This is a genomic window from Geodermatophilus sabuli, from assembly GCF_900215145.1.
GTDB classification, from domain to species: domain Bacteria; phylum Actinomycetota; class Actinomycetes; order Mycobacteriales; family Geodermatophilaceae; genus Geodermatophilus; species Geodermatophilus sabuli.
In genome coordinates, this window is the sequence record NZ_OBDO01000011.1 from 170,031 (window position 1) to 195,504 (window position 25,474).

Annotated in this window: 23 protein-coding genes; 10 read left to right on the plus strand and 13 right to left on the minus strand. The window is 75.4% G+C overall.

Annotation, left to right across the window (positions count from 1 at the left end):
- The first annotated feature begins 5 nt into the window (after positions 1–5).
- Positions 6–1,205: a hypothetical protein gene (locus CRP39_RS22225; RefSeq protein ID WP_097208570.1), complete on the plus strand. Its 1,200-nt coding sequence runs from the start codon at positions 6–8 to the stop codon at positions 1,203–1,205.
- 21 nt (positions 1,206–1,226) lie between these two features.
- Complete coding sequence (locus tag CRP39_RS22230) at positions 1,227–4,175, plus strand: FtsW/RodA/SpoVE family cell cycle protein (RefSeq protein ID WP_097208571.1); 2,949 nt, start codon at positions 1,227–1,229, stop codon at positions 4,173–4,175.
- A 63-nt stretch (positions 4,176–4,238) separates the two neighbouring features.
- Here the strand turns inward: CRP39_RS22230 and CRP39_RS22235 are convergent, their stop codons facing one another.
- A complete protein-coding gene (locus tag CRP39_RS22235) occupies positions 4,239–5,225 on the minus strand; it encodes a rod shape-determining protein (protein ID WP_097208572.1) in 987 nt (328 codons plus the stop codon).
- Between the two features lie 167 nt (positions 5,226–5,392).
- On the opposite strand from CRP39_RS22235, the gene CRP39_RS22240 reads away from it, so the two are divergent.
- Together CRP39_RS22240 and CRP39_RS22245 are read left to right on the plus strand one after the other, a co-directional pair.
- On the plus strand, positions 5,393–6,208 hold the full coding sequence (locus CRP39_RS22240) for an alpha/beta fold hydrolase (RefSeq protein ID WP_097208573.1): 816 nt from the start codon (positions 5,393–5,395) through the stop codon (positions 6,206–6,208).
- Between the two features lie 28 nt (positions 6,209–6,236).
- Positions 6,237–6,704 (plus strand): hypothetical protein, encoded by a 468-nt coding sequence (locus CRP39_RS22245; RefSeq protein ID WP_183358930.1) that lies wholly within the window; start codon positions 6,237–6,239, stop codon positions 6,702–6,704.
- 100 nt (positions 6,705–6,804) lie between these two features.
- On the opposite strand, the gene CRP39_RS22250 is transcribed toward CRP39_RS22245, so the two are convergent.
- Positions 6,805–9,396, minus strand: coding sequence for a DUF4062 domain-containing protein (locus CRP39_RS22250; RefSeq protein ID WP_097208574.1), 2,592 nt, complete (start codon positions 9,394–9,396; stop codon positions 6,805–6,807).
- A gap of 297 nt (positions 9,397–9,693) precedes the next feature.
- Between CRP39_RS22250 and CRP39_RS22255 the strand changes: the two genes are divergently transcribed.
- From CRP39_RS22255 to CRP39_RS22275, 5 genes are read left to right on the plus strand one after another with little or no spacing between them, the layout of a single operon-like run.
- The gene (locus CRP39_RS22255; RefSeq protein ID WP_097208575.1) at positions 9,694–9,879 is read left to right on the plus strand and encodes a hypothetical protein; all 186 of its coding nucleotides are present in this window, start codon (positions 9,694–9,696) and stop codon (positions 9,877–9,879) included.
- A gap of 33 nt (positions 9,880–9,912) precedes the next feature.
- Positions 9,913–11,481 (plus strand): serine hydrolase domain-containing protein, encoded by a 1,569-nt coding sequence (locus CRP39_RS22260; RefSeq protein ID WP_097208576.1) that lies wholly within the window; start codon positions 9,913–9,915, stop codon positions 11,479–11,481.
- 48 nt (positions 11,482–11,529) lie between these two features.
- Positions 11,530–12,399, plus strand: a complete 870-nt coding sequence (locus tag CRP39_RS22265) for a patatin-like phospholipase family protein (protein WP_097208577.1) — start codon at positions 11,530–11,532, stop codon at positions 12,397–12,399.
- Position 12,400: 1 nt separating this feature from the next.
- Positions 12,401–13,519, plus strand: coding sequence for a lysophospholipid acyltransferase family protein (locus CRP39_RS22270; RefSeq protein WP_097208578.1), 1,119 nt, complete (start codon positions 12,401–12,403; stop codon positions 13,517–13,519).
- Positions 13,520–13,544: 25 nt separating this feature from the next.
- Positions 13,545–13,949, plus strand: coding sequence for a hypothetical protein (locus tag CRP39_RS22275; RefSeq protein WP_097208579.1), 405 nt, complete (start codon positions 13,545–13,547; stop codon positions 13,947–13,949).
- A gap of 159 nt (positions 13,950–14,108) precedes the next feature.
- Here the strand turns inward: CRP39_RS22275 and CRP39_RS22280 are convergent, their stop codons facing one another.
- The 10 genes from CRP39_RS22280 to CRP39_RS22330 form a co-directional block, all read right to left on the minus strand.
- Entirely contained in the window at positions 14,109–14,768 is a 660-nt protein-coding gene (locus tag CRP39_RS22280; protein WP_097208580.1) for a GTP cyclohydrolase II, read from the minus strand.
- Entirely contained in the window at positions 14,768–15,484 is a 717-nt protein-coding gene (locus CRP39_RS22285; RefSeq protein WP_097208581.1) for a RibD family protein, read from the minus strand. The genes CRP39_RS22280 and CRP39_RS22285 overlap by 1 nt, the downstream gene beginning before the upstream one ends.
- A complete protein-coding gene (locus tag CRP39_RS22290) occupies positions 15,477–16,457 on the minus strand; it encodes a lysylphosphatidylglycerol synthase transmembrane domain-containing protein (protein WP_216359869.1) in 981 nt (326 codons plus the stop codon). The genes CRP39_RS22285 and CRP39_RS22290 overlap by 8 nt, the downstream gene beginning before the upstream one ends.
- Before the next feature lie 41 nt (positions 16,458–16,498).
- Positions 16,499–17,608, minus strand: a complete 1,110-nt coding sequence (locus CRP39_RS22295; protein ID WP_097208624.1) for a glycosyltransferase family 4 protein — start codon at positions 17,606–17,608, stop codon at positions 16,499–16,501.
- A gap of 78 nt (positions 17,609–17,686) precedes the next feature.
- Complete coding sequence (locus CRP39_RS22300) at positions 17,687–18,085, minus strand: 6-pyruvoyl trahydropterin synthase family protein (protein ID WP_097208583.1); 399 nt, start codon at positions 18,083–18,085, stop codon at positions 17,687–17,689.
- Positions 18,063–19,070 carry a zinc-dependent alcohol dehydrogenase gene (locus CRP39_RS22305; protein ID WP_097208625.1) on the minus strand — a complete coding sequence of 336 codons (1,008 nt, stop codon included), beginning with the start codon at positions 19,068–19,070 and terminating at the stop codon, positions 18,063–18,065. Before CRP39_RS22305 ends, CRP39_RS22300 begins: the two co-directional genes overlap by 23 nt.
- A 5-nt stretch (positions 19,071–19,075) precedes the next feature.
- Positions 19,076–21,442: a CDP-alcohol phosphatidyltransferase family protein gene (locus CRP39_RS22310; RefSeq protein WP_097208584.1), complete on the minus strand. Its 2,367-nt coding sequence runs from the start codon at positions 21,440–21,442 to the stop codon at positions 19,076–19,078.
- A complete protein-coding gene (locus tag CRP39_RS26235) occupies positions 21,439–22,422 on the minus strand; it encodes an SAM-dependent methyltransferase (protein ID WP_143426728.1) in 984 nt (327 codons plus the stop codon). The genes CRP39_RS22310 and CRP39_RS26235 overlap by 4 nt, the downstream gene beginning before the upstream one ends.
- The gene (locus tag CRP39_RS22325; protein ID WP_216359870.1) at positions 22,419–23,180 is read right to left on the minus strand and encodes a class I SAM-dependent methyltransferase; all 762 of its coding nucleotides are present in this window, start codon (positions 23,178–23,180) and stop codon (positions 22,419–22,421) included. Before CRP39_RS22325 ends, CRP39_RS26235 begins: the two co-directional genes overlap by 4 nt.
- A gap of 226 nt (positions 23,181–23,406) precedes the next feature.
- The gene (locus CRP39_RS22330; RefSeq protein WP_097208587.1) at positions 23,407–24,381 is read right to left on the minus strand and encodes a zinc-binding dehydrogenase; all 975 of its coding nucleotides are present in this window, start codon (positions 24,379–24,381) and stop codon (positions 23,407–23,409) included.
- A 300-nt stretch (positions 24,382–24,681) separates the two neighbouring features.
- On the opposite strand from CRP39_RS22330, the gene CRP39_RS27050 reads away from it, so the two are divergent.
- Positions 24,682–24,834 (plus strand): hypothetical protein, encoded by a 153-nt coding sequence (locus CRP39_RS27050; RefSeq protein ID WP_172442561.1) that lies wholly within the window; start codon positions 24,682–24,684, stop codon positions 24,832–24,834.
- A gap of 33 nt (positions 24,835–24,867) precedes the next feature.
- On the opposite strand, the gene CRP39_RS22335 is transcribed toward CRP39_RS27050, so the two are convergent.
- On the minus strand, positions 24,868–25,329 hold the full coding sequence (locus CRP39_RS22335; protein WP_097208588.1) for a hypothetical protein: 462 nt from the start codon (positions 25,327–25,329) through the stop codon (positions 24,868–24,870).
- Positions 25,330–25,474: the final 145 nt, after the last annotated feature.

Sequence of the window (25,474 nt, forward strand, 5' to 3'; positions counted from 1 at the left end):
GGTCGGTGACGGACCTGGTGACCGCGCGCCGTGAACCGGGTCCCGATCCCGGCCGCCCGGACCAGGCCGAGCCGGCGCCGGCCGGTCCGCCGGACGCCTCGGGCGGCGTGGCGCTGGCCCGCCTGATCGGCCTGGCCCGGCTCACTCCACCGCAGGCCGTCGAGATCGGCGTCGGCGTGCTGGCACGGGCGGCGGCGCTGGCGGAACCGGACGCCGAGGGCCCCGGCGAGGACCGCGTCGGGATCGGCCCGTTGGTCGTCACGGCCGACGGGCAGGTGGTGGCCGGCTCCACCGCGGACGGCGGACCCGCCGGGGCACCGGCGACGGTCGGGACGGCCCGGGCCACCGCCGAGGCGGTGCTCGCGGACGTCGCGCGGGCCGCCCGGCAGGGCGCCCGCCGTCCGGATCCGGCCGCCGAGCGGTTGCTGGACGAGCTCGACCGGGCGGTGGCGGAGCTGCCGGTCGCTGGCGTCGCTGCCGCGGCGGAGGTGCTGCGAGCGGCGGCCGCGTCGATCGACCGCGGCACCGTCCGCGCCGAGCTCGGCGCGCTGGCCAGGGCGGCCGGTCGGACGGCGGGGTCGACGTACGGACCCGGACCGAGCGGGACCCCACCCTCCACCCGGGCGCGCGCCGCCCCGTCCGGGCGCGCCACTCCCGGGGGTCCCAGGGTCGCCGTGCGGCGGATCGGCGCGTGGTTGCTCTCGGTACTGGTCCTGGCCGGGGTCGTCGCGCTGGAGGTGGGTCTCCTGCGCGACGACATCGCCAAGGACATCGGCCTGCTGCTGGACGCCGGGCGGAGCGGGGCGGAACCGTCCACCACGCCGGAGCCCGACGGCCTGCCGGTCGTGCCCCCCGCCCCCGCCGCGAACGGGGCGGTGACCGGCGTCGACCTGCGCCTCCTCACCCCGTGTGCGCCGGGCACGCCCTGCACCCTGCGGCTGCTGGTGCGGCTCGTCCCCGGAGCCGAGCCGCAGGTCGTGACCTGGTCGTACCGGATCGTGGACCGCTGCACGGGCGCGGCGGAGACCGCACCGGGCGGCACCGTGACCGTGCCGCCCGCGGGAGAGCGGGCGGCGGTCGTCGGCACCGTCGCGCTCCCGGCCCTGGACGGCGTGGCGGTGGTCGCCGTCACCGACTCCCCGGCGATCGCGGCCTCGCCGCCGGTCTCCCTCGGCTCGTGCCCGTCCGCCGGCCAGGCCGGCTGACCCCACCGGAGGGAGGACGCCATGCCGATCTCAGGACCGGCCGGGCCGCTCACGGACGTGCGGAGGGGTCGACCGCGGACCCGGGAGCAGCGCCGGGCCCTCCGCAGCGGCGCGTTCGACCTGCTCGCCGTCGTGGCCGCGCTGGCGCTGGTCGGGCTGGGGCTGGCGAACCTGTACCTCGTCGGTGCCACCGAGCTCGCTGCCCGGCAGGCCGTGATCGCCCTCGGCGGGGTGGTCGCCCTCGCGGGGTTCTGGCGGGTCCGCGTGCGCTACCTCGGCGTCCTGGGCTGGCTGGCCTACGGTGCGGCCGTCGTCCTCCTCGTCGGCGTCCTCACGGTCGGCCTGTCCGCGAACGGCGCCACCCGGTGGATCGCGATCGGCTCCCTCACCTTCCAGCCCTCCGAGCTGGCCAAGCTCGGGCTGATCCTGGTCCTCGCCGCCGTCCTCGGCTCCGGCCGGCCGCCGTGGCAGCGGGTCACGCTGGCCGTGCTGCTCGCCGTCGTACCCATCGGGCTCACGCTGCTCCAGCCGGACCTCAGCACCACGACCCTGCTCGTCGTCCTGTCCGGGGCCATGCTGGTCATCGGGCGCGTCCCGGCCCGGTTCCTGCTGCCGCTGGTCGCCGCGGCGGCGGTCGCGGCGCCGCTGCTGATCAGCCTGCTGCGGCCCTACCAGGTCGAGCGCCTCGGGACCTTCCTGGTCGGCGCGCACGAGTCCCCGACCGGCTCGGGGTGGGCGCTGCGACAGGCGCACATCGCAGTGGGCTCCGGAGGGCTGTTCGGGCGTACCGACGACCCCCTCCGCGGCCTGCGTGCGCAGTACCTGCCCGAGCGGGACACCGACCTGGCCCTGGCCAGCCTGGTCGGGCAGTGGGGGCTGGTCGCCGGCGCCGGCGCGGTCCTGGCCGCGATCGTCCTCGTCTGGCGGCTCGCGCTGGCCAGCCGGACCTCCCGCACCCCCCACGGCGCGCTCGTGGGCGGCGGGCTGGCGGTCCTCATGGGCGTGGAGACCGTCGTCTCGGTCGGGGCCAACCTCGGGCTGCTGCCGCTGGCCGGCGTCCCGTTCCCCCTGCTCAGCTACGGCGGGACGGCGCTGGTCGTCCACCTGGCCGCGATCGGCGTCGTCCTCGCCGTCCGGCGGGACGGCGCCCGGAGGCGGCTGTGGGTGCCCAACCGCTACCACCCGCGACCGCGGCTGGTCCGGCTGGCCGCGCTCGCCCTCTCGGTCCTGCTCATCTCGTTCGGGCTCTACGGGTGGAACCTGCAGCGCACCCAGGGCGAGGCCCTCCAGGTCGTCGGGCAGGAGCAGATGACGCGCTGCATCCGGCTCCCCGCCGAGCGCGGCGCGATCACCGACCGGCACGGCGAGCCGCTCGCCGTGAACGCCGCGGACGTCGGCCGCGGTGTGGACCGGGTGCTCGTGGTGCCCGCCCTGCTGCGCACCCGGCCCGCGGACGTCGACCGCCTCGCCGACCTCCTCGCCCGGCCGCGGGAGGAGCTGCACGCCCAGATCGCGACGACGGAGCCGACCACTCTGTCGCTGCCCGTGGCCGAGGTGCCCCGCGACGTCGGCGACGCGATCACCGCGGCCGGGATCGCCGCCGTGCTCGTCGTCCCCGAGCCCCGCCGCTCCTATCCCCAGGGCGCCCTGCTCGGGCCGGTCCTCGGCTTCGCGGGGGTGGCCACGCCGGAGGACGAGAAACGCTGGCCGGACCTGCCGCGGGGGGAGTTCGTCGGCCGGGCCGGGCTCGAGCAGCAGTACGACGCGGTGCTGCGCGGCATCAACGGGCAGCAGTGCGTCTACGTCGACCCGACGGGCGTGCCGGCGGCGCTCGGGGAACGGCAGGCCCCCGTCCCCGGTGCCGAGCTGCGGCTGTCGATCGACCTGGGCCTGCAGCGGCTCCTGGACAGCGGCCTGGCCGCGGCCCTGCGCGCGCAGCCGCGGCCGCAGGGCAAGATCGGCGCCGCCGTCGCGATGGACCCGAGGACGGGGCAGGTCCTCGCCATGGCCAGCACCCCGTCGTTCGACAACAACGTCTACGGACCACCCGTCGACACCGGGGCCCTGCAGGCCCTGGCCGACGCGCCGGGCTCGCCGATGCTCGAGCACGTGACCCAGGCCGTCGCGCCGCCCGGGTCGACGTTCAAGCTCGTCGTCGCCGCGGCCAACCAGGCCCATGCCGCGTTCGCGCCCCACCGGGCCATCCCCACCGGGGCCAGCTTCACCTACGGCGGTCACACGTTCGGCAACTGGAAGCCGATGGGACCGATGGACCTGGTGGAGTCGATCGCGATCTCCAACGACGTCTACTTCTACAAGCTCGCCCTCGCGCTCGGCGTCGACGCGATCGCCGAGACCGCCCGGTCGCTCGGGGTGGGGGAGCGCACCGGCATCGACCTCCCGGCCGAGTCCGCCGGATACCTCGGCACACCGGAGTCCGTCCGGGAGCGGGGCGGCGCGTGGTACGGCGGGTCCACCGTCATCCTCGGTATCGGGCAGGGCGAGATCCAGGTGACGCCGCTGCAGAACGCCCGGTGGACCGCCGCCGTCGCCACCGGGGAACTGGTCACCCCGCGGCTGGCCCTGGCGGTCGGGACCGACGCCGGCACCTACACCGCCCTCCCCGCGCCGGCCGCGACGCCGGTGCCGTTCGCCGCCGAGCTGGGACCGGTCCGCGAGGGGATGCGCGAGGCGGTGACCCGCGGTACCGCCACACGGCTGGCCGACCTCCCGGCGCCGGCTGGCGCGAAGACCGGCACCGCTCAGGACGGCGGCCTCCGGGACGACGAGTACGACAACTGGATGTCGGCCGCGGCCCCGATGGACGCCCCCGAGATCGTGGTGACCGCGCTCGTGCAGGGGCCGGGCACGGGCGGCAACACCGCGCGGAACGTGGTGGCCGACACCCTGCGCCACTACCTCGAGCACCGGGCCGACGTGGTCGGCACCGGCCCCGTGCAGGCGCCCTGAGGGTCAGCTCCGGACCGTGCCGGCGCCCTGAGGTCAGCTCCGGACCGTGCCGCCGCCCTGAGGTCAGCTCCGGCCGTAGGCGGCGAGCAGCGGGCGGTTGCGCAGCGCCCGCGCGGCGCCCTCGGCCACGCAGGTCAGCGGGTCCTCCGCCAGCTTGACCGGCAGGCCGAGGCTCCGTTCCAGCTCCTGGGCGAAGCCGGGGACCAGGGAGGACCCGCCGAAGACCAGCACGCCCTCCGACAGCACGTCGGCGATCGCCTGCGGGGGGAGGTCGTCCAGGGCCGCGGCGAGGGTCCGGATGATCTCGTCGGTGATCGGCCGCACGGCGTCGGCGACCTCGGCCGCCTGCACGGTCGCCAGCCGCGGCCGGCCGGTGGCGCCGTCGCGGCCCTGCACCACGAGCGAGCCGTTGAGGTCCGTCCCGGAGCGGATCTTGAGGTCCTCCGCCTCGAGCTCGCCGACGTGCAGCTGGTGCTGCTCGCGGAGGTGGCGGGAGACGGCCAGCGTCATCTCGTCGCCGCCGAGCTTGCTGGTCCGGTGGGCCAGGACGCCGCCGAAGCAGAACGCCACCGCCTCCGCGGTACCACCCCCGACGTCGACGACCATGTGCACCCGCCGCTCCAGCGGGTCGATGCCGCAGCCGACCGCGCCCGCGATCGACTCGTCGAGAGCCGTCACCGGACGGATGCCCGCCTCCTGGGCGGCCTCGAGGAGCGCGCGGTTCTCCAGCGCCGTCGAACCGACGGGCACCCCGATGACGGCCCGGACGGGGGACCACACCCGCCGCCCCGCCCGCTGCAGGACCAGGCGCAGGTACAACCGGGCCGTCTCCAGGTCCGTGACGACACCGTCGTGCAGCGGCCGGACGGGGACGAAGCGGGACGGGGCACGGCCGAGGAGGTCGGCCGCCTCGCTGCCGACGGCGAGGACCTTCTCCCGGCGGGCCCCTCCGCTGCGCAGCAGCATCATGGTGGGTTCGTCGAAGACGATGCCGCGGTGGACATCGCTCACCACGGTGTTGGCGGTGCCGAGATCGATACCGAGATCCACCCGTGCCTCCTGACCGCCGGCTGCCGGGACAGTCTGGGGGCTGCGCCGTGACCTGGTCCAGGCTCAGCGCCACCATCGGTTCGGGGACGGCGCGCCGGTCCGCGTGTCGCCCAGGGAGGATCGGGCTCGCCGTTGTCCCGCGGCCCCCGGCGCGGTTGGCTGACGGGATGGGGACCCGAGCCGGCCAGGTGGTGGTCCACCACGTGGAGCACGGGACCGGCCTGCCCGTGCTGGTGCTCCACGGCGCGGGCGTCGACCACCGCGAGGCCGAGGCCTGCTTCGAGCCGGCCCTCGACGCCGTTCCCGGGCTGCGGCGGATCTACCCCGACCTCCCGGGGATGGGCCGGACGCCCGCTCCCGAGACGCTGCGCAGCGCCGACGACGTCCTCGGCACGCTGCTCGACTTCGCCGATGAGGTCACCGGCAGGAGGTCGTTCCTGCTCATCGGTCACTCGGCAGGTGCGTACTTCGCGCGGGCGATGGCCGCGCGGCGCCGGGCGCAGGTCGCCGGCCTGGCGCTCGTCTGCCCGCTGCTGCCCGGACTGCGCGACGTCCCGGAGCACCGGGTCGCCGACGGATCGGGTGCCATCGGGGACGACGTCTTCCGGAGCTACTTCGTGGTCCAGACCCCGGAGATGCTGGCGCGGTACGAGCGCTTCGTCGCCCCGGCCGCGGCGCTCGTCGACCGGGCGGCGCTCGAGCGGATCGGGGAACGGTGGGAGCTCACCCCCGGTTCCGGGCCGGCCTACGCGGGTCCGACGGTGCTCGTGGCGGGGCGACTGGACTCGACGGTCGGGTACGCCGCCGCCGTCGGGCTCCTCGACGACCATCCGCACGCCTCGCTGGCCGTGGTCGACGGCGCGGGACACGCCCTGCCCCACGAGCAGCCGGAGCTCCTGCGCGGCCTCCTCGCCGAGTGGCTGGCGCGCGTCCAGCGCTCGCGTCGGCCGGGAACGGACGCGCCCGCGTGCACGGGTCCATGACGGTTCCGACGACTCAGGAGGCACCTCGATGTCGCGAGAGCGCGTCACTCGCCGGGGCAGGGCCGGCCCACCAGCGGGAGCGGCACCGGACGGCAGCGTCGAGACCGCCGGCAGCACCGCCGTCGTCGGCAGCGCGGCCACCGCGCGCAGCGCGGCCGTGGTCGGCAGCGCCGGCACCGCCGCGTCGGCCGGCGTCGTCGGCAGCGCCGGCACCGTCGCGAGCGCCGGCGTCGTCGGCAGCGCCGCCACCGTTGCGAGCGCCGGCGTCCTGGGGAGCGCGGGCGTCGCCGCCGGCGCCGGGGTGATCGGCAGCGCCGGTGTCGCGCTGAGCGCCGGCGTCGTCGGCAGTGCTGGCATCCTCACCGGCCTCGCCGACGTCGGCTGCACCGCGTGCGTCGCCTGCATCGCGTGCGTCGACTGCGTGGGGTGCGTCGGCTGCGTGGGCTGCGTCGGCCTCCGCGGCGCCGTCGGCGCCGTCGGCGTGCGCCGCCGGTAGCGCTCTGCGGCGAGCCCGGGCGAGCCGTCGCGGTGGGCGCCCGGAGGTCAGGGGCCGCGGACGCGCGTCTCCGGGGGCCGTGCCCCGATGGCGGGGGTCCTCAGCCCTGACCACCGCGGACGAGGGCGACCGCCTCGCGGTGACCGAGCTCGCCGCCCGCGGAGAAGGCCTCGGCGTAGTCCTCGGCAGCGCTCGCCTGCCGCACGCGGCTGATCAGCTCGGCCTCGCTCCGCCTCGTCGACGGCCACGCCCGCAGGCCCGCCTGTCGTCGCAGCCCGTCGGCCGCGCCCAGGGCGGTCGCCGCCCGCCGCGCGTCTGCCCGGGCCAGCGCGAGCCGGGCGGCGGCGACGAGTGCGAAGGTGAGGCTGAGCGTGCTCACCTCGGTGTCCTCACGCGCGTCGACGGACCGCACCAGCAGGTCACGTGCCTCGTCCAGGCGACCGGACCCCACCGCGAGCGCGGCGAGCTGGGTCCGTGCCGTCGACCTGAGCCAGTCGTTGTCGAACTGGCCGCCGAGCTCGTCGACCTCGGTCAGGTGCGCCCGGGCGGCCTCGTCCCGGCCGAGCGCCATCTCGGCCATCCCGACCGTCAGGGCGGCGAACGCCTGGAACGGCTCGTGCTGACGGCGGAAGCCGTCGAGCGCCGTCGATGCCGTCCGGAGCGCACCGTCGACGTCGTCGACGAGGGGCAGGATCCACGAGAGGGCCAGCTGGGCGGCGCTCTCGAGGTAGGGGTCGTCGATGCGGCCCTGGAGTCGGCGGAGCCCGTCGACGGCGGCGAGCGCGCTGTCGTCGTCCCCGACCTCGACGGCCGTGACGGCGGAGGTGAACAGCAGCTCGGCGCGGGCCCGGTCGTCGAGTGCGTCGGCTCGCGACCGGAGCTCGCCGATCCAGGCCCGGGCCTCCGGCATGCGACCGCGCATCTGCCAGAACAGCCACAGGATGCGGAACAGGTGCGGTAGCGGCGCGATGTCGTGCGTGAGGAACCACCGGATCGCGACCCGGAGGTTCTCCTCCTCGGTGCGCAACCGCTCGGCCCACTCGCCCTGACGCTGGGCGGGCCAGTCGGCGTTCTCCACGAGCCCGCCGAAGTACCCGGCGTGGCGCCGTTGCACGTCGGCCAGGTCCCCCCGGGCGGACAGGCGTTCGGCGGCCAACTCCCGTACCGCTTCGAGCATGCCGAACCGCGGTCCGGCGTCGGTCACGGCGATGGGAACGAGGCTGTGCCGGGCGAGGGCGTCGAGCAGGTCGAGCGTCTGGTCCTCGGGGAGGCCGCAGACGTGCGTGGCCGCCTCGACGGTCCAGCCCCCGACGAAGACCGACAGGGTGGCCAGCATCGACTGCTCGGGGTCCGCCAGCAGTCCGACGCTCCACTCGACGGTCGCGCGCAGGGTGCGCTGGCGCTCGGGGAGGTCGACGGGTCCGGGTCCCAGGGCGTCGAGGCGGCTGCCGAGCCGGGCGAGCAGTGCCCCCGGGGCCAGCAGCCGGCTGCGCGCCGCCGCGAGCTCGATGGCCAGCGGCAGACCGTCGAGGCGCCGGCAGATCTCCGCGACGGCCATCGCGTTGTCCGGGGTCAGGGCGAAGTCGTGGCGGACCGCCTGGGCCCGATCGACGAAGAGCCGCACTGCGGGCAGCGCGGCCAGCCGGTCCGTGTCCGGCCGATCGGGGAGGGCCGGCACCGTGAGCGCGCCGACCGGGTACTCCCGTTCGGCGCGGAGCCGCAGAGCGGTGCGGCTCGTCACGAGGATCGTCAGCCCGGCGCACCTCGCCAGGAGGTGGTCGAGGTCGGGGGCGACGCCGACGACCTGCTCGAGGTTGTCCAGCACGAGCAACGTCGGCGCCTCCGCGAGGTGCTCGGCCACGGCGTCCAGGGGCTGCCGCGCTCCGTCGGTGGCGGCGCCGACGGCGGCGGCGATGCGAGGGAGCACCAGCGCCGGGTCGACGACCGACGCCAACGGGACGAACACCGCTCCGCGCGGGTAGCGGTCGTCCAGCTCGTGCGCCACGGCGATCGCCAGCCGCGTCTTGCCGACGCCACCGGGACCGGTCAAGGTGACCAACCGCGCCTCGGGTGACCGGAGCAACGTGGCGACGTCGACGATGTCCTGCTCCCGTCCGATCAACGACGTCGACGTCACCGGCAGGGACCGTGAGCCCGGCCGGTCCCCGGTCCGCGACGGGGAGGACCGCGCGGCGGCGGGGGCGGCGGCCGTGAACCGCTCGCTGAGGAGCAGGGCGAGGTCGTCGCGGACCAGCCGCGCGAGTTCCCGCGGGGTGCGGAACGGACGGTAGGAGTCGGTGCCCTCCGACTGGAGCTCGGCGATCATGGCCGTCAGCCGTGGTTCCCGCTCGGGCGCCGGCCCCTTGACGTACAGCAGCCGGGGGATCGAGGAGGACAGCCGGAACTCGTCCTCGAGACCCGAGACGTCCATGTCGGGCCCGATCCAGCCGTACCGCTGCCAGTACAGACCGATGAAGACGTCCGACTGCGCCAGGTAGGCCCGGTACAGCTCACGAGGCGGGTGCGGTCGAGCGCCGAGCTCGAACAGCACCGGCGTGAGCCGCAGCGCCGAGATGGCCCGGGCCACCACCGCCCGCTCCTCGGCGAGCTCGGCCAGCGTGGAGCTCACGAAGACGCGCAGTCGCTGGTCGGGGGTCCAGATCGCGGCCTTCTCCTGCTCGGTCACCGTCATGCGTCGTCCTCGTCCGGGTTCGCCGTCGACGTCCGGCGGTCGTGCCGGATGACCGCCGGGACGATCCTGTCGTCCCTCCGGCAGCGGGGGGTAGCCCCTGGGCCGCCCCGAGGTCGGTGCGCCGGGTGTGGACGTGCCGCTGCGCAGACGGCGGGCGCCGGACCGCGGTGACGCGCCGGTTCCCGCGGGATCCCGTCCGGCCGGGCGATGAACGGGGCGGACGACCCTGGCGGGGCACGGTGGGCCGGAGAACCCTTGCGGCCCTCCGATCCCGCTCGCAGGCGAGGAGCCGAGCTGATGGGCGTGCACCCTGACCGGACCGAGCCGACGATCCTCCTCGTCCACGGCGTCTGGGCCGACGCCGCCGGCTCCACGGGGGTGATCCGAGCCCTCCAGGGCCGGGGCCTCCGTGCCATCGGCTTCGCCGACCCGCTCCGCGGGACGGCGGACGACCCGAGGTACCTGGTGCCCGCCCTGGCCTGAGACCCGACTCGCCGCCGGCCTGGTGGTCGCGCCGTGACGACACCGGTGGTGCGGACACCCCCGGCGCCCGCCCGGCTCGGCAGGCTGCTCCTGGGTGCGGCGCTCGCCGCGGTCGTGGTGACGTCGGGGGTCCTCCCCGCTGCTGCTGCGAGGCCGGGGCCGCCCGATGCCGCGCGGCTGACCGCGTACCTGGAGTCCGCGCTGCGGGACACGCGGTTGCCGGGCGTGGCGGCGGCCGTCGTCCGGGGGGACCGGACCGTCTTCGTCGGTGGCGTCGGACGGGACGGCCGCGGGAGCACCGTCACGCCGCACACCCGCTTCTTCGTCGGGTCGTTGAGCAAGGCCTTCACCGCGGTCGCGGTGCTCCAGCTGGTGCAGGCCGGGCGGGTCCGCCTCGACGCGCCCGTCCAGGCCCAACTGCCCGGGTTCACCACGAGCGACGCCGGCGCCGCGGCGCGCGTGACCGTCCGGCACCTGCTCAACCAGACGAGCGGGCTGGCCGACGCGAGCTTCCCCCAGGTCGCCGACGACGATGCCGAGGACCTCGCCACCCGCGTCGCCGACCTGCGTGCCGCGCACCTGGTCGACGAGCCGGGTGCCCGATTCCGCTACTCCGACCTGAACTACCAGGTGCTGGGCCGGCTGGTCGAGGTCGTCACCGGGATGCCCCTGGGCGGGCACCTCCGTGAGCAGGTGTTCGGGCCGCTCGGCATGGACCGGACCGTCTCGGTGACCACGGCAGCCGACGGCGCACGGCTGGACGGGCTCGCTCGCGGGCACGTGCTGCTCTACGGCCGGGCGCTGCCCCGGGACGAGCTCGACGGACTGCTGGCCGGATCGGGCGGCGTGGTCACGACGGCCGCGGACATGGCGCGCTGGTTGGCGTTCCAGACCAGCGGCCGGACGTCGAGCGGGGAACTCCTGCTCCGACCGGACCTGCTCGACCTCACCCACCGCCCGCCCGCCGGCGGGGGGAGCTACGCCATGGGCTGGCAGGTGACGCACCGGTCGGGGAACGGCCCGGCACGGCTGGAGCACACCGGGGTGCTCTCGACCTCCTCCGCCCAGCAGGTGCTCCTGCCGGACACCGGCGACGCGTTCGCGCTGCTCTACAACGGCAACAGCGCGCCGGCCGACACCGCAGGGGTCGCCGACGGTGTGGCGGCCCTGCTCACCGGTTCGGAGCCGAGCGCGGTCCGGGACACCCGCCTGACCGCCGGGCTCCTCGCCGCAGCGACTCTCGCCGTCCTCGTCGCGGGGACGCGAGGACTGCTGCGGGCGTCGCGCTGGGCGGCGCGCCGCCGGGCCAGGTCGGGGTGGGGAACGGCCATCCGGCTGGTGCCCACGCTCATCCCGGCGGTGCTGCTGCTCCTCCTCCCCGGGGTCCTCCGCGCGGCCATCGGCCGGTCCTTCACCGTCTGGCAGCTCACTCTGGCCGCTCCCGACGTCGTCGTCCTGCTCGTGGCCACCGCCCTGGCGGGGCTCGCCGTCTCCGCCGGACGAGCGGGCGCCCTGATCCGTGCCCGAGCGGGGGCGCGGAGCACCCCCCGGGCGTCACGAGGGCCTCGGGAGCCCGGACGGTCGAACGCCCCGGGCCCCTGACCCGCAGGAGGTCGTGTCCCGTCGTGCCGGGGGTGGCACGATGCGACCATGGCCTCGCCAGGGGTGCCTGCCGGGCGGGGCGGCACGGCGTTCGTCCTCGGTGGCGGGGGAGTGTTCGGCGCGGCCGAGGTCGGGATGCTGCAGGCGCTGTTCGACCACGGCGTCCGGCCCGACCTGGTCGTGGGGACGTCGGTGGGGGCGATCAACGGCGCGTTCGTCGCCGCCGACCCGGCGCCGTGCGCCGTGGACCGCCTGCGCGGGGTGTGGGAGGAGCTGACCTCCCAGCGGATCTTCGCCGGATCCGTGCTGGCCCGGGTGGGCACCCTGGTGCGGACCCGCACCCACCTGCACCCGCGCGAGCCGTTGCGGGACCTGCTCCTGGCCCACCTGCCGGTGCAGACCTTCGCCGAACTGCAGATCCCGTTCCAGTGCGTCGCGGCCAGCATCGAGCGGGCCGCCGAGCGCTGGTTCACCGGCGGTGCCCTGGTCGATGCGGTGCTCGCCTCCTGCGCCGTCCCCGGGCTGCTGCCGCCGGTCGAGCTCGAGGGGGAGCACTACCTCGACGGGGGCCTGGTGAACAGCATCCCGGTGGGCCGGGCGATCGCCCTCGGAGCCGACACCGTCTACGTGCTCCACGTCGGGCGGATCGACCATCCGCTACGCCCACCGACCCGGCCGTGGGAGGTCGCGACGGTCGCCTTCGAGATCGCCCGCCGGCACCGGTTCGCGGCGGACCTGGCGGCACTGCCGCCGGGTGTCACGGTGCACGTCCTGCCGGCGGGTGACCCCACCCCGCCCGGGGCCGGCAACCTGCGCTACCGCGACTTCTCGGGTGTGCCCGCCCGCATCGAGCGGGCACACGCCGCGGCCCGCGGCTACCTGGAACGCAGCGGCGTGTCCCGGGACGGGGTGGCCTGAGGTGCTGCCCCCACGCCGGGTCCGCCGGGTCGCCGGTCCACTGCTCATCGGCGCGCTGGTGGCGGCCGTCGTCCTCCTCCCCGTGCTCGTGGTGGTGGCCGTGCTCGCCTCGCTGTTGCTGCCGGGACGCTGGCGCGCGCTGCGGCTGCTGGGCTTCGGGCTGGTGTACCTGGTGCTGGAGGTGGCGGGGCTGGCGGCTGCGGCGGTGCTCTGGGGGCTCAGCGGACTCGGTCGCCGGTTGCGGGCCCCGGCGTTCCGGGCGGCCCACTACACCGTGTTGCGCCTGCTGCTCGACGTCCTCATGCGGGTGGCACAGCGGCTGTTCGCGCTGCGGCTGGTCACCGACGGCGCGTCCTGGTCGCCGCTGGACGACGGGGTGCCCGGCTCGACGAACGCCATGGTCGTGCTGTCCCGGCACGCCGGTCCGGGCGACTCCTTCCTGCTCGTGCACACCCTGATGAACCGCGACCACCTGCGCCGGCCGCGGATCGTGCTCAAGGACCTGCTGCAGCTGGACCCGTTGATCGACGTCTACCTCAACCGGCTGCCCAACCACTTCGTCCCGGCCGATCCCACCGGGGGGACCGGCTCCGAGCAGGCTATCGCCGACCTGGCCCGCGACCTGGGCGAGGAGGACGCGCTGCTGATCTTCCCGGAGGGCGCGAACTTCACCGCGCGGCGCCGGACCCGGGCCATCCAGCGACTGCAGGACCGGGGGTTGCTGGCGGCCGTCCGCCGGGCCGAGGCGATGCGGAACCTGCTGCCCCCGCGTCCGGGCGGGGTCGTCGCGGCGCTGCGCGCAGCTCCGCACGCCGACGTCGTCCTCGTCGCGCACACCGGGCTGGAGCACCTGAGCACGGTGCGGGACCTGTGGCGGAGCCTGCCCATGGACAAGACGCTGCACCTGCGCTGGTGGTTCATCCCGGCCGCGGACGTGCCGCGGGACGAGACGCGGCTGACCGACTGGCTCTACCAGTGGTGGGAGACGATCGACGACTGGATCACCACCACCTCGGCCGCGGAGCAGCCGGCGCAGACCGCGCGCGGAACCGACGCGCCGGCGGCGCCCGGCCCGACGGTCGAGCCGGCGGGCCCGGGTGGCGACGCCGCGGGTCCCTGACCCGCAGGGACTACGGTGCGGCGACATGGCGCACCGGTGGACGCTCGTGGCGGTCGCCTCGACCCAACTGGCCGCTCAGGTGGCCGGCCACGTCGTCGCCCTGCGGCGGCGTCGCACCTTCGACGTCCCGTTCATGGCGGGGAGCCCTGAGCACATGGTCCGGGACTGGCTCTGGTTCGGTACGGCCTACAGCACGCCTCCGTACCTGCTCGGGCCACAGGTCTGGGCCATCGCCCGGCTGCTCCGCGGGCCAGACGTCCGGGCGCGCTGGGTGCTGCGGTGGCTGGGTACGGGTCTGGTGCTGGGCTATCCGAGCGAGCGGTGGAACCGCGTCCGGGTCCGCCCGGGCGGGGTCGACCCGCTCGAGACCCCGATCGTCGCAGTCGGGTGGAGCTGCGCGACGGCGATGGCCGTCCTCGCCCGCCGCTGACCGCTGCTCCCGCCGTGCCGGCCGGGGGCGTCCGGGCACGTCGCCGGAGCAGCCACCGGAACCGTCCGGTGCCCGTTGACCGGCGGGGACGGGCAGGTCTCCCGCGGGCCGGGCGGTCGGTCACCGTCCTCGGGTCGGCCCGGGGCGATCGCGCCGTCTTCAGCCGGCCTCGGCCCGGTCCACCCGTCCGGCTGCGCCGGACGGGTGGATCGTGCCCAGGCCGTGATGACCGTTGCGGGCCTTCGTGGCGAGGTAGCCGGCGTTCGCCTCGGAGGCGTGCACGCCCGTGGAGATCCGGGCCGCCACGGTCACGCCCAGTCGCTCGAGCTGGGCTGCCTTGTCCGGGTTGTTGCTCAGGAGGGCCAGCGAGGACACGCCGAGCGCGCGCAACATCTGGGCCGCGACCGTGTAGTCGCGCTCGTCGGGGGCGTGGCCGAGGGCGAGGTTGGCCTCGTAGGTGTCGAGGCCGGTGTCCTGCAGCGCGTAGGCGTCGAGCTTGTCGTAGAGACCGATGCCGCGGCCCTCCTGGCGCAGGTAGAGCAGGTAGCCGCCGGCCACGGTGATCCGCTCGGCCGCCTCCCGGAGCTGTGGTCCGCAGTCGCAGCGCTGGCTGCCGAAGACGTCTCCGGTCAGGCACTCGCTGTGCGGGCGGACCAGCGGGACGGCCGTCGAGGTGCCGAGTGCGAACGCGAGGTGCTCCCGGCCGTCGACGAGTCCGCGGAAGCTGGTGACGAGGGCCGTGGTGGCGTAACCGTCGGGGAAGCGCAACGGGATCCGCACCTGGGTGCGGATCGCCGCGTCGGCCAGATGGGGTGCCATCAGTCCTCGCCGGCGGGGTCTTCGGCGCAGAACCGCTCGGACAGTGCGTACCGGAGCAGCACCACGTCGCCGATCTGCCGGACTGCGGCCAGGGTCGCCCTGTGGTGGGCGTTCCAGGGGAATCGCCCATCGCCGACGAGCCGGGGCGCGCGGGAATCGCCCACGAACAGCGGCGCCACCACGAGGTGCAGTTCGTCCACGAGGCCCGCGCAGAGGAACTGGGTGAGGACGTTCCCGCCGCCCTCCACCATCACGCGGTTGACCCCCCGGGCCGAGAGGTGCTCGAGGACCTCGCCCACGTCGACGTCTCGCGCCGGGCCGGTGTCGACGACGGTCGCGACCGCACCCAGCCGGGCCCGGACGTCGTCCACGGCACGGCTGGGGCAGAAGACGATCTTGTCGGAGTCGCCCGTGGTGAAGAAGGCGGCCGTTGCGGCCAGGTCCCCCCGCCGGGTGAGCGTGACCTTGGTGGGTGATGCGGGGAACCCACGCAACAGTCGTTCGGCGCGCCGGTCCGCGGAGCGGACCAGCAGGCGCGGGTTGTCGTTCCGGACGGTGGCGGCACCGACGACGATCGCGTCGCAGCGGGCCCGCTCCGCGTCGACCCGGTCGAAGTCGGCGGCGTTGGACAGCTGCAGCCGGGTGGCCTCCGTGCTGTCCAGGTAGCCGTCGATCGACATGCCGCAGCTGAGCAGGGTGTAGGGCCGATCAGCCATGTGCCGCACCGTCCTCTCGGGTCGCGCTCTGCAGGCAGTCGGCCACCGCTGCCCATCGGGGAACTGGGGGCCGGGGACCCCGCGGCCGTGGCTGCCGCCGGGCCGCGAGGAGGACGACGGCGCCGGGGAGCACCGACACCAGGGTCAGCACGCCGAAGGCGGTGGCGACCGACGCCCCCGCAGCCGCCCCCCACTCGGTGGTCGCGAAGACCCACGCGGCCGCGCCCTCGCGGGGGCCCCAGCCGCCGACGTTGAGCGGGATCGCGGCGGCCAGCAGGACGACCAGCGCCAGTGGCAGCAGTTGCAGCGGCGCGCCGTGCACACCGGCGGCGCGGGAGGCGAGCAGGAACATGCCCAGGTGCCCGCCGACCACGAGGAGGGACGCGAGCAGGACCGGTCGCAGGGTCGCCGGCCGCAGCAGCGCGCCCCGGGCCTCGGCCGCGGCCGGGCGGAGGGTCCCGGCCGGCCGGGACGGACCACGCCGCACCACACTGCGGCCCGTGACCAGGAGGATGCCCCCGGCCACCGCGCTGACCGCGACGACCACGGGTACCGCCGCGGGCACCGGCGAGGGGAGAGCCAGCAGCACCGCGATCGCGACCGCTGCCTGGACCGCCTGGCCCGCGACGCGCTCCCAGACGACGGCGCGCAGCCCGCGGCCGAGGTCGCCGGCGTCGATGCCGTGCCGCAGCCCCCGGTGGACGTCTCCGAGCACGCCGCCGGGCAGCGTGCTGTTGAGGAACTGCGAGCGGTAGTAGGCGGCGGTCGCACCGGGCAGCGGCAGGCCGACGCCGAGCGCCGCGGCGATGACGCGCCAGCGCCAGGCAGAGCAGACCGTGGTCCCGGCGCCGATGGCGACCGCGGTGAGCAGCGTGCCGGGGCCGAGTCCGCGCAGGCCGTCCACGAAGGGGTCCGCGCCCAACCGCCAGACCAGGACGGCGAGGATCAGGAGCCCGCCCAGGACACGGGCCACTGCCCACGCGCGTCGTCGTCCGTGATCGGTCACCGTCCGTGTCACGGGACACCCCGGATCTGCGGCGGACCCGGTTCGAGCCGGACCGCGGACAGGACGCTGCGGATGCGCTCGCCGGTCCGCCGCCAGTCCGGCAGGGTCTCCCTCCGGCGCAGCGCCGCGCGCCGCAGACGGCTGCGCAGCCCGGCGTCGGTGAGCCACCGCGCGAGGGCGCCGGCGAGCGCGGCGGGGTCCTCCGGGGGCACGAGGAGGCCGGGCCTGCCTGCGGCGGTGCGGCCCAGGGCCTCCCGGACGCCGCCCACCTCGGTCGCCAGCACGGGCACCCCGGCGGCCAGCGCCTCGGGGACCACCATGCCGAAGGTCTCCGCCCGGGACGGGAGGACCAGCAGGTCGGCGTCCTCGTACTCGCGTCGCAGCGCCGCCCCGGTGCGGGTCCCGGGCATCCGGACGCGATCGGCGATGCCGGTGGCCGTGGCCCCGCGCGCCAGCGACGCGACGAAGCCCGGGTCCCTGTCGAGCGGGCCCACCATGGCGCAGCGCCAGGGCAGGCCCACCAGGCGCCCCAGGGCCTCCAGCAGCAGGTCCTGGCCCTTGAGCCGCGACAGCGTCCCGACGCACACCAGCCGTCCGCCGCCGGCCGTCCGAGGGCTCACGGGCGCCGGCTCGGTGCCCGGGCGGGCGACGTGCACGCGGTCCACCGGCAGCTGGTACCGCTCGAGCAGCCGCCGACGGGTCCAGGCGCTGGTCGTGACGACGGCCCGCGCGGCGGCGAGCACCGCGGACTCGTCGCGCTCCTCGACGGCCACGCCGTCGAGGTCCCTGCCCCCGAGGTCCATGCCACCGAAGACCATGTGCACCAGGACCACGAGCCGCAGCCGCTCCGAGCGTGGTACGAGCACCGCACCGGCCGCGGAGGCGACCAGCCCGTCGGCGAGGACCAGTGCGTCGTCCGGGAGGGCGTCGAGCGATCGCGCCAGCGCGGCCTGCGCGATGGCGTCGGGTCGTGGCCAGGAGCCTCCTGCGGCGACCTCGGTCACGCTCCACCCGGCGTCGCGCAGGTCGGCGCAGACCTCGCGGTCGTAGCGGTTGCCGCCACTGATCCGCGCGGGGTCGTGGATCCCCGCCGGGACGACGACGTGGACGGCGCTCACGGTGCTGCCCGGTTTCACTTCCGCGGGGCGCTCCGCTCCTCGCTCGTCCCTCACTGCGATGCTCACGTTCCTGTCCGCTCACAGGGGGAGGTCGTAGCTCGCCCAGGCGATGTGCGACTCGTGGAGGGTGACCGCCAGGGCCTCCAGACGGTCCCCGCCGGGACCCAGCGCGCCGTCGCGGATCCGCAGCGCCAGCCGGTCGGCGATCACGCGCGCCAGGACCTCGGTCGTGGTGTTCGTGCCGGCGAGGTCGGGGTCGTCGTCGAGGTTGCGGTAGGTCAGCGCGCCGAGCACCTCGTGCAGCAGGCCGGCGGCGGCGCCGATGTCGACGACCACCCCGTCGTCGTCCAGCTCGGCCCGGCGGAACGTGGCGTCGACGACGTAGGTCGCGCCGTGCAGTTGCTGGGCCGGGCCGAACACCGCGCCGGTGAAGCTGTGCGCGATCATCATGTGGTCACGGACCGTCACGTTGAACACGGGCTGCCTCCTCGTCGTAGGCGATCGTGTGGCACAGGGCCGGCAGGCGGCCGTCGGCGAGCTGCGCCATGACCTCGGGCAGGTCGTCGAACGACGACGACCCGCTGAGCAGCGCGTCGAAGGCCGGGTCGCGCAGCACGTCGAGGGCCAGCGCCAGCCGGTCCCGGTGGGTCCGCGAGCCCCGGCGCGCCGGCGCCACGGTGCCGACCTGGCTGGCACGCAGGTCCAGCCGGCGGGAGTGGAAGGCGCCGCCGAGCGCCAGCGTCACCTCCCGGTCGCCGTACCAGCTCAGCTCGAGCACGGTGCCCTCGGCCCGGAGCAGGCCCAGCGACAGCTGCAGGCCCGCGGCGGTCACGCTGGCGTGCACCACGAGATCGCGGTCGCCCGAGGCGTCCGCCGGCGCGACGAAGGGCACGCCGAGCCGAGCGGCCACCTCCGCCCGGCCCGCGTCGACGTCGACCAGTTCGACGTCGGTGCACGGGAACCGCGCCAGCAGCCGCGCGACGCAGCACCCCACCATCCCGGCGCCGACGACGGTGACCCGGTCACCGAGCAGTGGAGGGGCGTCCCACAGCGCGTTGACCGCGGTCTCGACCGTGCCGGCGAGGACGGCGCGCCGGGCCGGGACGTCGTCCGGGACGGGGATGACGGCGTGCGCGGGCACGACGTAGGCCGTCTGGTGCGGGTACAGGCAGAAGACGGTCCGTCCGAGGAGGTCGGCGGGTCCGCGCTCGACGACCCCGACGCTGAGGTAGCCGTACTCGACCGGACCCGGGAAGTCCCCGGCCTGGAACGGAGCGCGCATGACCTCGCGCTGGCTCTCGGGCACCTCGCCGCGGAAGACGAGGGTCTCGGTTCCCCGGCTGATCCCCGAGTACAGCGCCCGGACGACGACGTCGAGCGGACCCGGCTCCGGGAGCCGCACCGGCCGGATCTCCCCGGCTCCGGCCTCCCGCAGCCAGAAGGCACGGGCTACGTCGGGCACGGCGTTCACCGCGGTACCCGGAGCGCCTGCGGCTCGACGCCGTCGGTGAACGCATCGAGGAACCGGTCCCGGAAGGCGTCCATGGGCCACACCGGCGCGGCGGGGCTCGGCAGCAGCCCGGCCTGCCAGTCCCAGTCGGCGAGGCGGTCGAGCACGGCGGGGTCGGAGGCCACGACGGAGATGGGGACCTGGTGGGTTGCGTCGGGACCGGTGACCACCGTGAGCGGCTGGTGGTCGCCGAGCAGGACGAGGACGAGGTCGTCGTCGTGCAGGGTGACCACCCACTCGATGAGCGCCTGCAGGGAGTACTCGATGGACTGCCCGTACAGCCGGCGGACGGTGTCGGGATCGCGCCAGGCCTCGTCCGCCGACAGCCCCCGCGCGGGCATGGGGTCGAAGACGGCGCCGTCGCCGACCTGGTCCCAGGGCACCATGGTCGGCAGCGGGGTCCACGGCTGGTGCGAGGAGATGAGGTCGATCTCGGCCATCACGGGGGGGTGCCCCGGGGTGAGCTCGAGCCGCTGGAAGGCGGCCAGGGTGTACTGGTCGGGCATGGTGACCCAGCTGAACCCCGGGCCCTGGTAGCCGAGGTCGTTCCGGCCGTAGATCTGGTCGTAGTGGTAGAAGGACGCGCCCTCCGGCCACGGCCGGTCGTTTGCGGGGTTGACGCTGACGGTGCGCCAGCCCGACTGGCCGAAGGCGCTGCTGAGCGTGAACCGGTCGCTGGCCATGAGCTGGTCGTAGCGCGACTGGCTGTCGATCCACAGGCCCGAGTGGAGGGTCGCGTGGGCCAGCCAGCTCTGCCCACCGAAGGTGGGGGAGTCGAGGAAGGCGCTGCGCGCCTCGACCCCGGCCCGGGCCAGCCGGGCGGTCCCGTCGCGCAGGACGGCGGTGACGCCGGGCGCGATCGGAGAGCCCTGGACGGCCACCTGTCCGTAGCTCTCGACGAAGGCGACGACGACGTCCTTGCCGCGCAGGCCGGCGAGCAGGTCGGACGTGGAGAGGCCGGCGGACGGGTCGGCAGCCCGGGTGGCCGCCTCGAAGCGCTGCTGGTCCCGCACGGCGGCCCCGACGTCGCGTCCGTGCTCGAGAGCCAGTCCGGCGGTGCTGGCCGAGGCGACGGGGCCTGCCGGGGCCAGCTGCAGCGACAGCGCGGCGCACACCGCCCACAGCAGGCCCAGGACGGCGACCCCGCGGGCCGCGCGGCGCCGGTGCCGGGCGGTGCCGCTGCTCAGCCGGATGGTCGACCCGACGACGACGGCGATCAGCAGCGCGACGGCGAGGACGGCGAGGACGACGGCGACGGCGGTCGCGGTCGTCCCGACCGAGTCGCGCACCACCCCGATCGCCGGCCCGAACGAGCTCCAGTCGAGGACCGGGTTGAACGGCCGGTTGAGCTGCGCGGTGAAGGCGGCGTCGAGGCCCTTGACGACGGTGAGCAGGCCGAGCGCGACGCCCGCCGCCGTCGCCACGACCCGTCTCGGCCGGGGCGGCAGCACCAGTCCGATGGCGACCAGCGCCAGCCCCTCCAGCGGGATGCGGGCGAACGCGGCCGGGGTGAGCTGGTCGAGGCGGGGCGGCGCGACGAGGACGGCCCAGACGACCGCGACCGCGACCAGCGCGGTGGCGAACCGGAGTGTCCGGCGGGTGCGCGGACCGGCGCCGGTCCGGTACAGCCAGATGACGCTGCGCCCGAACGACTCGGCCAGCAGCACCAGCGCGACGCCCACCGCGATCGTGTCGACCGGGCGCGGCAGCACCCCCGAGACCGCGGCGGTGAGGACGATGCCCTGGACGGCCGCGACGACCTTGCCCCAGTACCGGGGTGGCAGGGGTGCGGCCAGCCACGGGACCACCCAGCCCGTGACCAGCAGCACGTAGCGGGCGGCGCCGATGGCCAGCACCCAGCCGCCGTGGTCCCAGGACACCGCGACGCTCAACGCCAGGATGAGGAAGGCGTCGACCTCACCGTCGAAGCGGGCCCCGAAGGGCGTCACGGTCCCGGTGCGGCGCGCCACCTGCCCGTCCACGCCGTCGAGCGCGAGCGCGACGCAGGAGAGGACGACCAGCGCGGGAACCGGCAGCGGCCGGTGGACGGAGTCGGCGACGAGTCCCGCGACCCCGGCGCTCAACAGCGCCCGGGTCAGCGTGACCCAGTCCGCCGGGAGGATCGACCGCCCGCTGCGGATCCGGCCGGCGGCCAGCAGCGCGGTCGCCGCCCAGCCGGACGCCAACCCGACGCCCCATCCGGCCGCGCCGAGGCCCGCGGTCAGGGAGAGGACGCCGAGCAGGGTGGGCGTCGCGAGCCCGCCGAGGACCGTCTCCAGCCGCACCCAGCGCACGGCACCGCCGGAACGATCCGCTGTCGTCATCGTGGATCACGGCCGTGCAGGCGCAACGGTTCACCCCACGCGGGAGATCGTGCCGGCCCATCGGTCTGCCACCCGGGGGATCTGCCTGCGACGTCCAGCTGGTGGGCCAGGTAGACCAGCTCCCCGTCGGCGAGCTGCCGGCGCCGGACGGCGAGCCAGTCGGCGAGGCCGGCCGGTGCCGCCGGGCCGTCCAGTTCGTCCTGGACCGTCCGGAGGATGGTCTCGAGGAAGTACGCCTCGTCGTCGGGGTAGGCGCCGTCCGGGCCGGCCAGCACGACCCAGTCGGACGAACCCGCCGACAGAGGGGGCACGCCGGCGGCACGCAGGTGGCCGAACAGGTGGCGGCCCGTGCGGCTCTCCCCGGCGGATCGGCCGTGACGGACGCGGCGGTCCATGCTGCGGTGGTAGGCGCCCATGACGTCGTCGTCGTGGGGATGGTCGGGCTGGAAGATGCTCTCGCCGTCGAAGTTGACCGTGAACCAGTACGCGCCGCCCGGGGCCAGCAGCCGCAGCAGTCCGGGCAGGACGGCCGGCACGTCCACGAGGTCCAGGAAGGCGTTGGCGATCACCAGGTCGACCGGTGTCCCGGAACCGGCCTCCAGGTAGCTCCCGAGCTCGGCCTCGACGAGCCGCACCCGCAGGTCTCCCAGACGCACGCCGTCCGGCAGGGGTCGGGCCGGCAGGCCCCGGGCGTCCGCCCACTCGCAGAGCCACGCGCGGGAGTCCCACAGCAGCCGGCGATCGACGTCCAGCAGGGTGTACTCCCCGGCGGTGACGACCTGCCACTCGAACAGCCGGGCCACCATCGTCCCCAGCCCGGCGCCGACCTCCAGGACCCGGGGCCTGCCCGGCGGCACGAGGCGGCACAGTTCGGACAGCACGTGACGGTTCAGGGCCCGGTCGTCGACGCTCTTCTTCGCCGCCAGGTAGCGGGTGTAGGCGTAGGTCATCGCTTCTGGGGTCACCGCTTCTGGGGTCATCGCTTCTCCGCCACCAGCGCGAACTTCCGCACCCGTCCGCGGCCCAGCCAGTCGCTCCACAGCTCGTGGGCTGCGATCAACTCGGTCAGGGCCGGCGGCCCGATCTGCCGGGCGATGTCGCTCGTCCCGGCCCGGAACTCCCGCAGCAGGGACGTCGCCGTCGCGTGGTGGACGGCGCTCCACTCCTCCTGCCAGGTCACCGTCAACCCGGCCTCGCGCAGCAGGACGGCCATCTCCGCGAGCTCGATGAGCCAGACGGTGTCGGCGTCGGGCATTGGGACGCGCTCGTCCGGCGTGAGCGGCGGGCCCTCCTCGAGGGTGAAGGCGAAGCGGCCTCCCGGCTCGAGCACGGAGGCCACGTCGGCCAGGAGGGCTCCCTTGTCGGGGAAGGCCAGCATCGTCTCCAGGAGGAGCACGACGTCGAAGCGACCGTCCGGCAGCGGCGGGACCTCCGCCCGCTCGAAGCCGCACGGCAGGTCCCCGGCCAGGCCGCGAGCGATCTCCACGGCGCTCGCGGAGGAGTCCAGCCCCAGGTAGTGACAGCCCAGCTCCGCCGCGATCAGCCGGCCCGGACCGGCCACCCCGCAGCACAGGTCGAGCACCGAGACGCCGGGGCCGATCCCTGCGCGGCGGGCCAGGTGCAGGATCTCGGCGGCCCGCATGAAGCTCTCCTGGCCGACGTACTCGCCCGCGGGGTAGGCGGCTTCCCGCGCCCGCTGCAGCCCCGCGAGGAACGGGGCGCGCTGGTCCTGTCTCACCGCTCGGTCCTCACGGTCGTCGTCCGGCGAGGTCGGGGACCCCGGCCCTCGGACTTCGTGAGGATGCCGGACATCGAGCCGGGGGGGAACGGTGTCGACTGCGCTTCCGGAACTCCCGTGCACCGGTGGACGGATCGGCCGTCCAGGTGGCCGCGCACCTCGCGTCCGTAGGAGTCGGTGACGACCGGTCGTCCTGGGCCGGGCCGGGGCGGTCGGGAGACCGCGGTCACGTCATGTCGACGGCGATCTTCACCTGCCCCGGCCGGGGCGCGTTGGCGGCGCTGAAGGCCGACTGGACGTCGGCGACCGGATGGACGTGGCTGACGTAGCACTCCTGCAGGACGGGGTGTGCCGCCAGGTGGGTGCCGGCGTCGGCCAGCACGCGGCGCCGCTCCAGGGTGATGCCCGAGCGCAGGGTCAGGTTCTTGCGCAGCATGGTCATCATGTCCAGCGGGTAGACCGGGTCGTCCGGGACGCCGAAGTAGAAGACCTGACCGCCGGGTGCCACGGCGTCCAGCGCCGGCTGCAGCGTCGAGATCTGGTGGCCCACCGCCTCCACGACCACCGACGGCCGGTCGGCGTCGGACAGCGAGCCGGCCCACCGCTCGGCGCGGGCGGTGACGACCTCGTCGACACCGAAGGCGGACGCGACGTCGGTGCGGTCGACCGGGTCCACGCCGGTCACCCGGGCCGCGCCGCGGACCTTGAGGACGTGGCTGAACAGCAGCCCGATCGGGCCCTGACCGATCACGCCGACCGTCCGCCCCGAGACGTCGCCGAGCTGCTCGACGGCGTAGAGCACGCAGGCCAGCGGCTGGAGCATGACCGCGGTGGTGGCCGGCAGGCCGGTGTCGTAGCGCGCCAGCCCCTCGCCGTCGGTGACCACGAGTTCGGCGATGCCGTCGAACATCGACGCCCAGCCCACGACGAGGTCGCCGGGGGAGTGGGCGGGATGCCGGCTGGCGACCACCGACCCGAGGATCTCGTGCATCGGGAAGCCCGGCGCCCGCGTGGCGCCCCAGCCGTCTTCGGCGGCCGGGTGCGGCCACACCCCACCGCGGAAGTTGGGCAGGTCGCTGCCGCAGATGGCGCCGGCGCGGGTGGCCAGCAGCACGTGCCCGGGTGCCAGGGCAGCGGGGTCCGGCGCCGCGACCTCGACCTGCTCGAAACGGAAGGGACCGCGGAGCGTCTGTGCCCACATGGATGTCTCCGTCCTGCTGGGCGGGCCGGCACCCGGACGCTGCCAGCAACCGTGTCGTCGACGCGAGCCCGTGCCCGGGTGAGGTCTCTCAGCTTGCTGCATCGCTGCGGTGCCGTGCGGGGGCGCGCAGTCCAACCCGGGGAGTCGTCCGGCGTGGACGGGCCCGGACGCCCGACGCCGGCGTGCCTCCGAGCGTAAGCGACCTCACGCCGACGACCGGAACAGTGCTCGTGCACTCGTGGCTAGCCTTGATGTCACTGATCGATCACATGGAGAAGAGGTGCCAGCACGATGACTCGTTTGACCACTCACCTCGTCGAGGTCGCCCGCCGGAACCTCGATGCGTTCCTGCCCTGGAGTCCGCTCACCGGGCTCGGACGGGCCAGCGAACTGGCCGCGCAGCACCCGGCCTTCACCGCCGGGCGTGAGCCCGAGGCGCGCCCCGGAGCCTGATCCGCCCGGTTCGCCGGACGGGGGTCCGCCGGGCTAGACGTCCCTGGTGGGCACGTGGGTGACCGGCAGGTGGAACTGGTGCTCCAGGCGACCGGGCAGGTCGTGGTGCAGCCAGCGGGACACCCGCGCGGGGAGCGTGGAGACGATGATCTCGTCGAACTCGCGGGTGGCCATGGCGTTCTCGACCGCCCGCACGGGGTCGGGGTCACCCACCGTGCCGTCGGCACGTACCCCCGCAGCGGTCAGCCTCCGCACGGCGGCGTCGAGCTTGGCCTGCGCCATCCTCCGCGCCTCCTCCGGTGGGGCGGGCAACGTCGGGATCCCACCCATGACGGGCATCGGGATCGGCATGGCGTTCGACGCGAGGTCCTTCACCGGCGTCGCCGGCACGACGAGCCAGAACTCGGCCGGGCCACTGGCCACGCGCTCACGGACGAGCTCCATGAGCTCGTCGCTGTCGAGCGACTGGTTCGCCACGACGAGGTAGCGGTGCATGGTCTCCTCCGGACGAACCGTTGGACGTGCGCGAACCGAGGCGACGCGGTGACGTCGCGGGGCCGTCACCGCTGTGGTCCCGACCCGGGGCGGCGGCAGGAGAGGCGGATGGCCGCTTCGCCCACCTGGTGCTCCGGGCGTCGGG

What these genes read in the sequence shown, in the direction of transcription:
- CRP39_RS22230 (WP_097208571.1), top strand. Translation starts at nt 1,227, where the DNA reads ATGCCGATCTCAGGACCGGCCGGGCCGCTCACGGACGTGCGGAGGGGT.
- CRP39_RS22240 (WP_097208573.1), top strand. Translation starts at nt 5,393, where the DNA reads ATGGGGACCCGAGCCGGCCAGGTGGTGGTCCACCACGTGGAGCACGGG.
- CRP39_RS22245 (WP_183358930.1), top strand. Translation starts at nt 6,237, where the DNA reads ATGTCGCGAGAGCGCGTCACTCGCCGGGGCAGGGCCGGCCCACCAGCG.
- CRP39_RS22250 (WP_097208574.1), bottom strand. Translation starts at nt 9,396, where the DNA reads ATGACGGTGACCGAGCAGGAGAAGGCCGCGATCTGGACCCCCGACCAG.
- CRP39_RS22255 (WP_097208575.1), top strand. Translation starts at nt 9,694, where the DNA reads ATGGGCGTGCACCCTGACCGGACCGAGCCGACGATCCTCCTCGTCCAC.
- CRP39_RS22265 (WP_097208577.1), top strand. Translation starts at nt 11,530, where the DNA reads ATGGCCTCGCCAGGGGTGCCTGCCGGGCGGGGCGGCACGGCGTTCGTC.
- CRP39_RS22275 (WP_097208579.1), top strand. Translation starts at nt 13,545, where the DNA reads ATGGCGCACCGGTGGACGCTCGTGGCGGTCGCCTCGACCCAACTGGCC.
- CRP39_RS22280 (WP_097208580.1), bottom strand. Translation starts at nt 14,768, where the DNA reads ATGGCACCCCATCTGGCCGACGCGGCGATCCGCACCCAGGTGCGGATC.
- CRP39_RS22285 (WP_097208581.1), bottom strand. Translation starts at nt 15,484, where the DNA reads ATGGCTGATCGGCCCTACACCCTGCTCAGCTGCGGCATGTCGATCGAC.
- CRP39_RS22310 (WP_097208584.1), bottom strand. Translation starts at nt 21,442, where the DNA reads ATGACGACAGCGGATCGTTCCGGCGGTGCCGTGCGCTGGGTGCGGCTG.
- CRP39_RS26235 (WP_143426728.1), bottom strand. Translation starts at nt 22,422, where the DNA reads ATGACCCCAGAAGCGGTGACCCCAGAAGCGATGACCTACGCCTACACC.
- CRP39_RS22330 (WP_097208587.1), bottom strand. Translation starts at nt 24,381, where the DNA reads ATGTGGGCACAGACGCTCCGCGGTCCCTTCCGTTTCGAGCAGGTCGAG.
- CRP39_RS22335 (WP_097208588.1), bottom strand. Translation starts at nt 25,329, where the DNA reads ATGCACCGCTACCTCGTCGTGGCGAACCAGTCGCTCGACAGCGACGAG.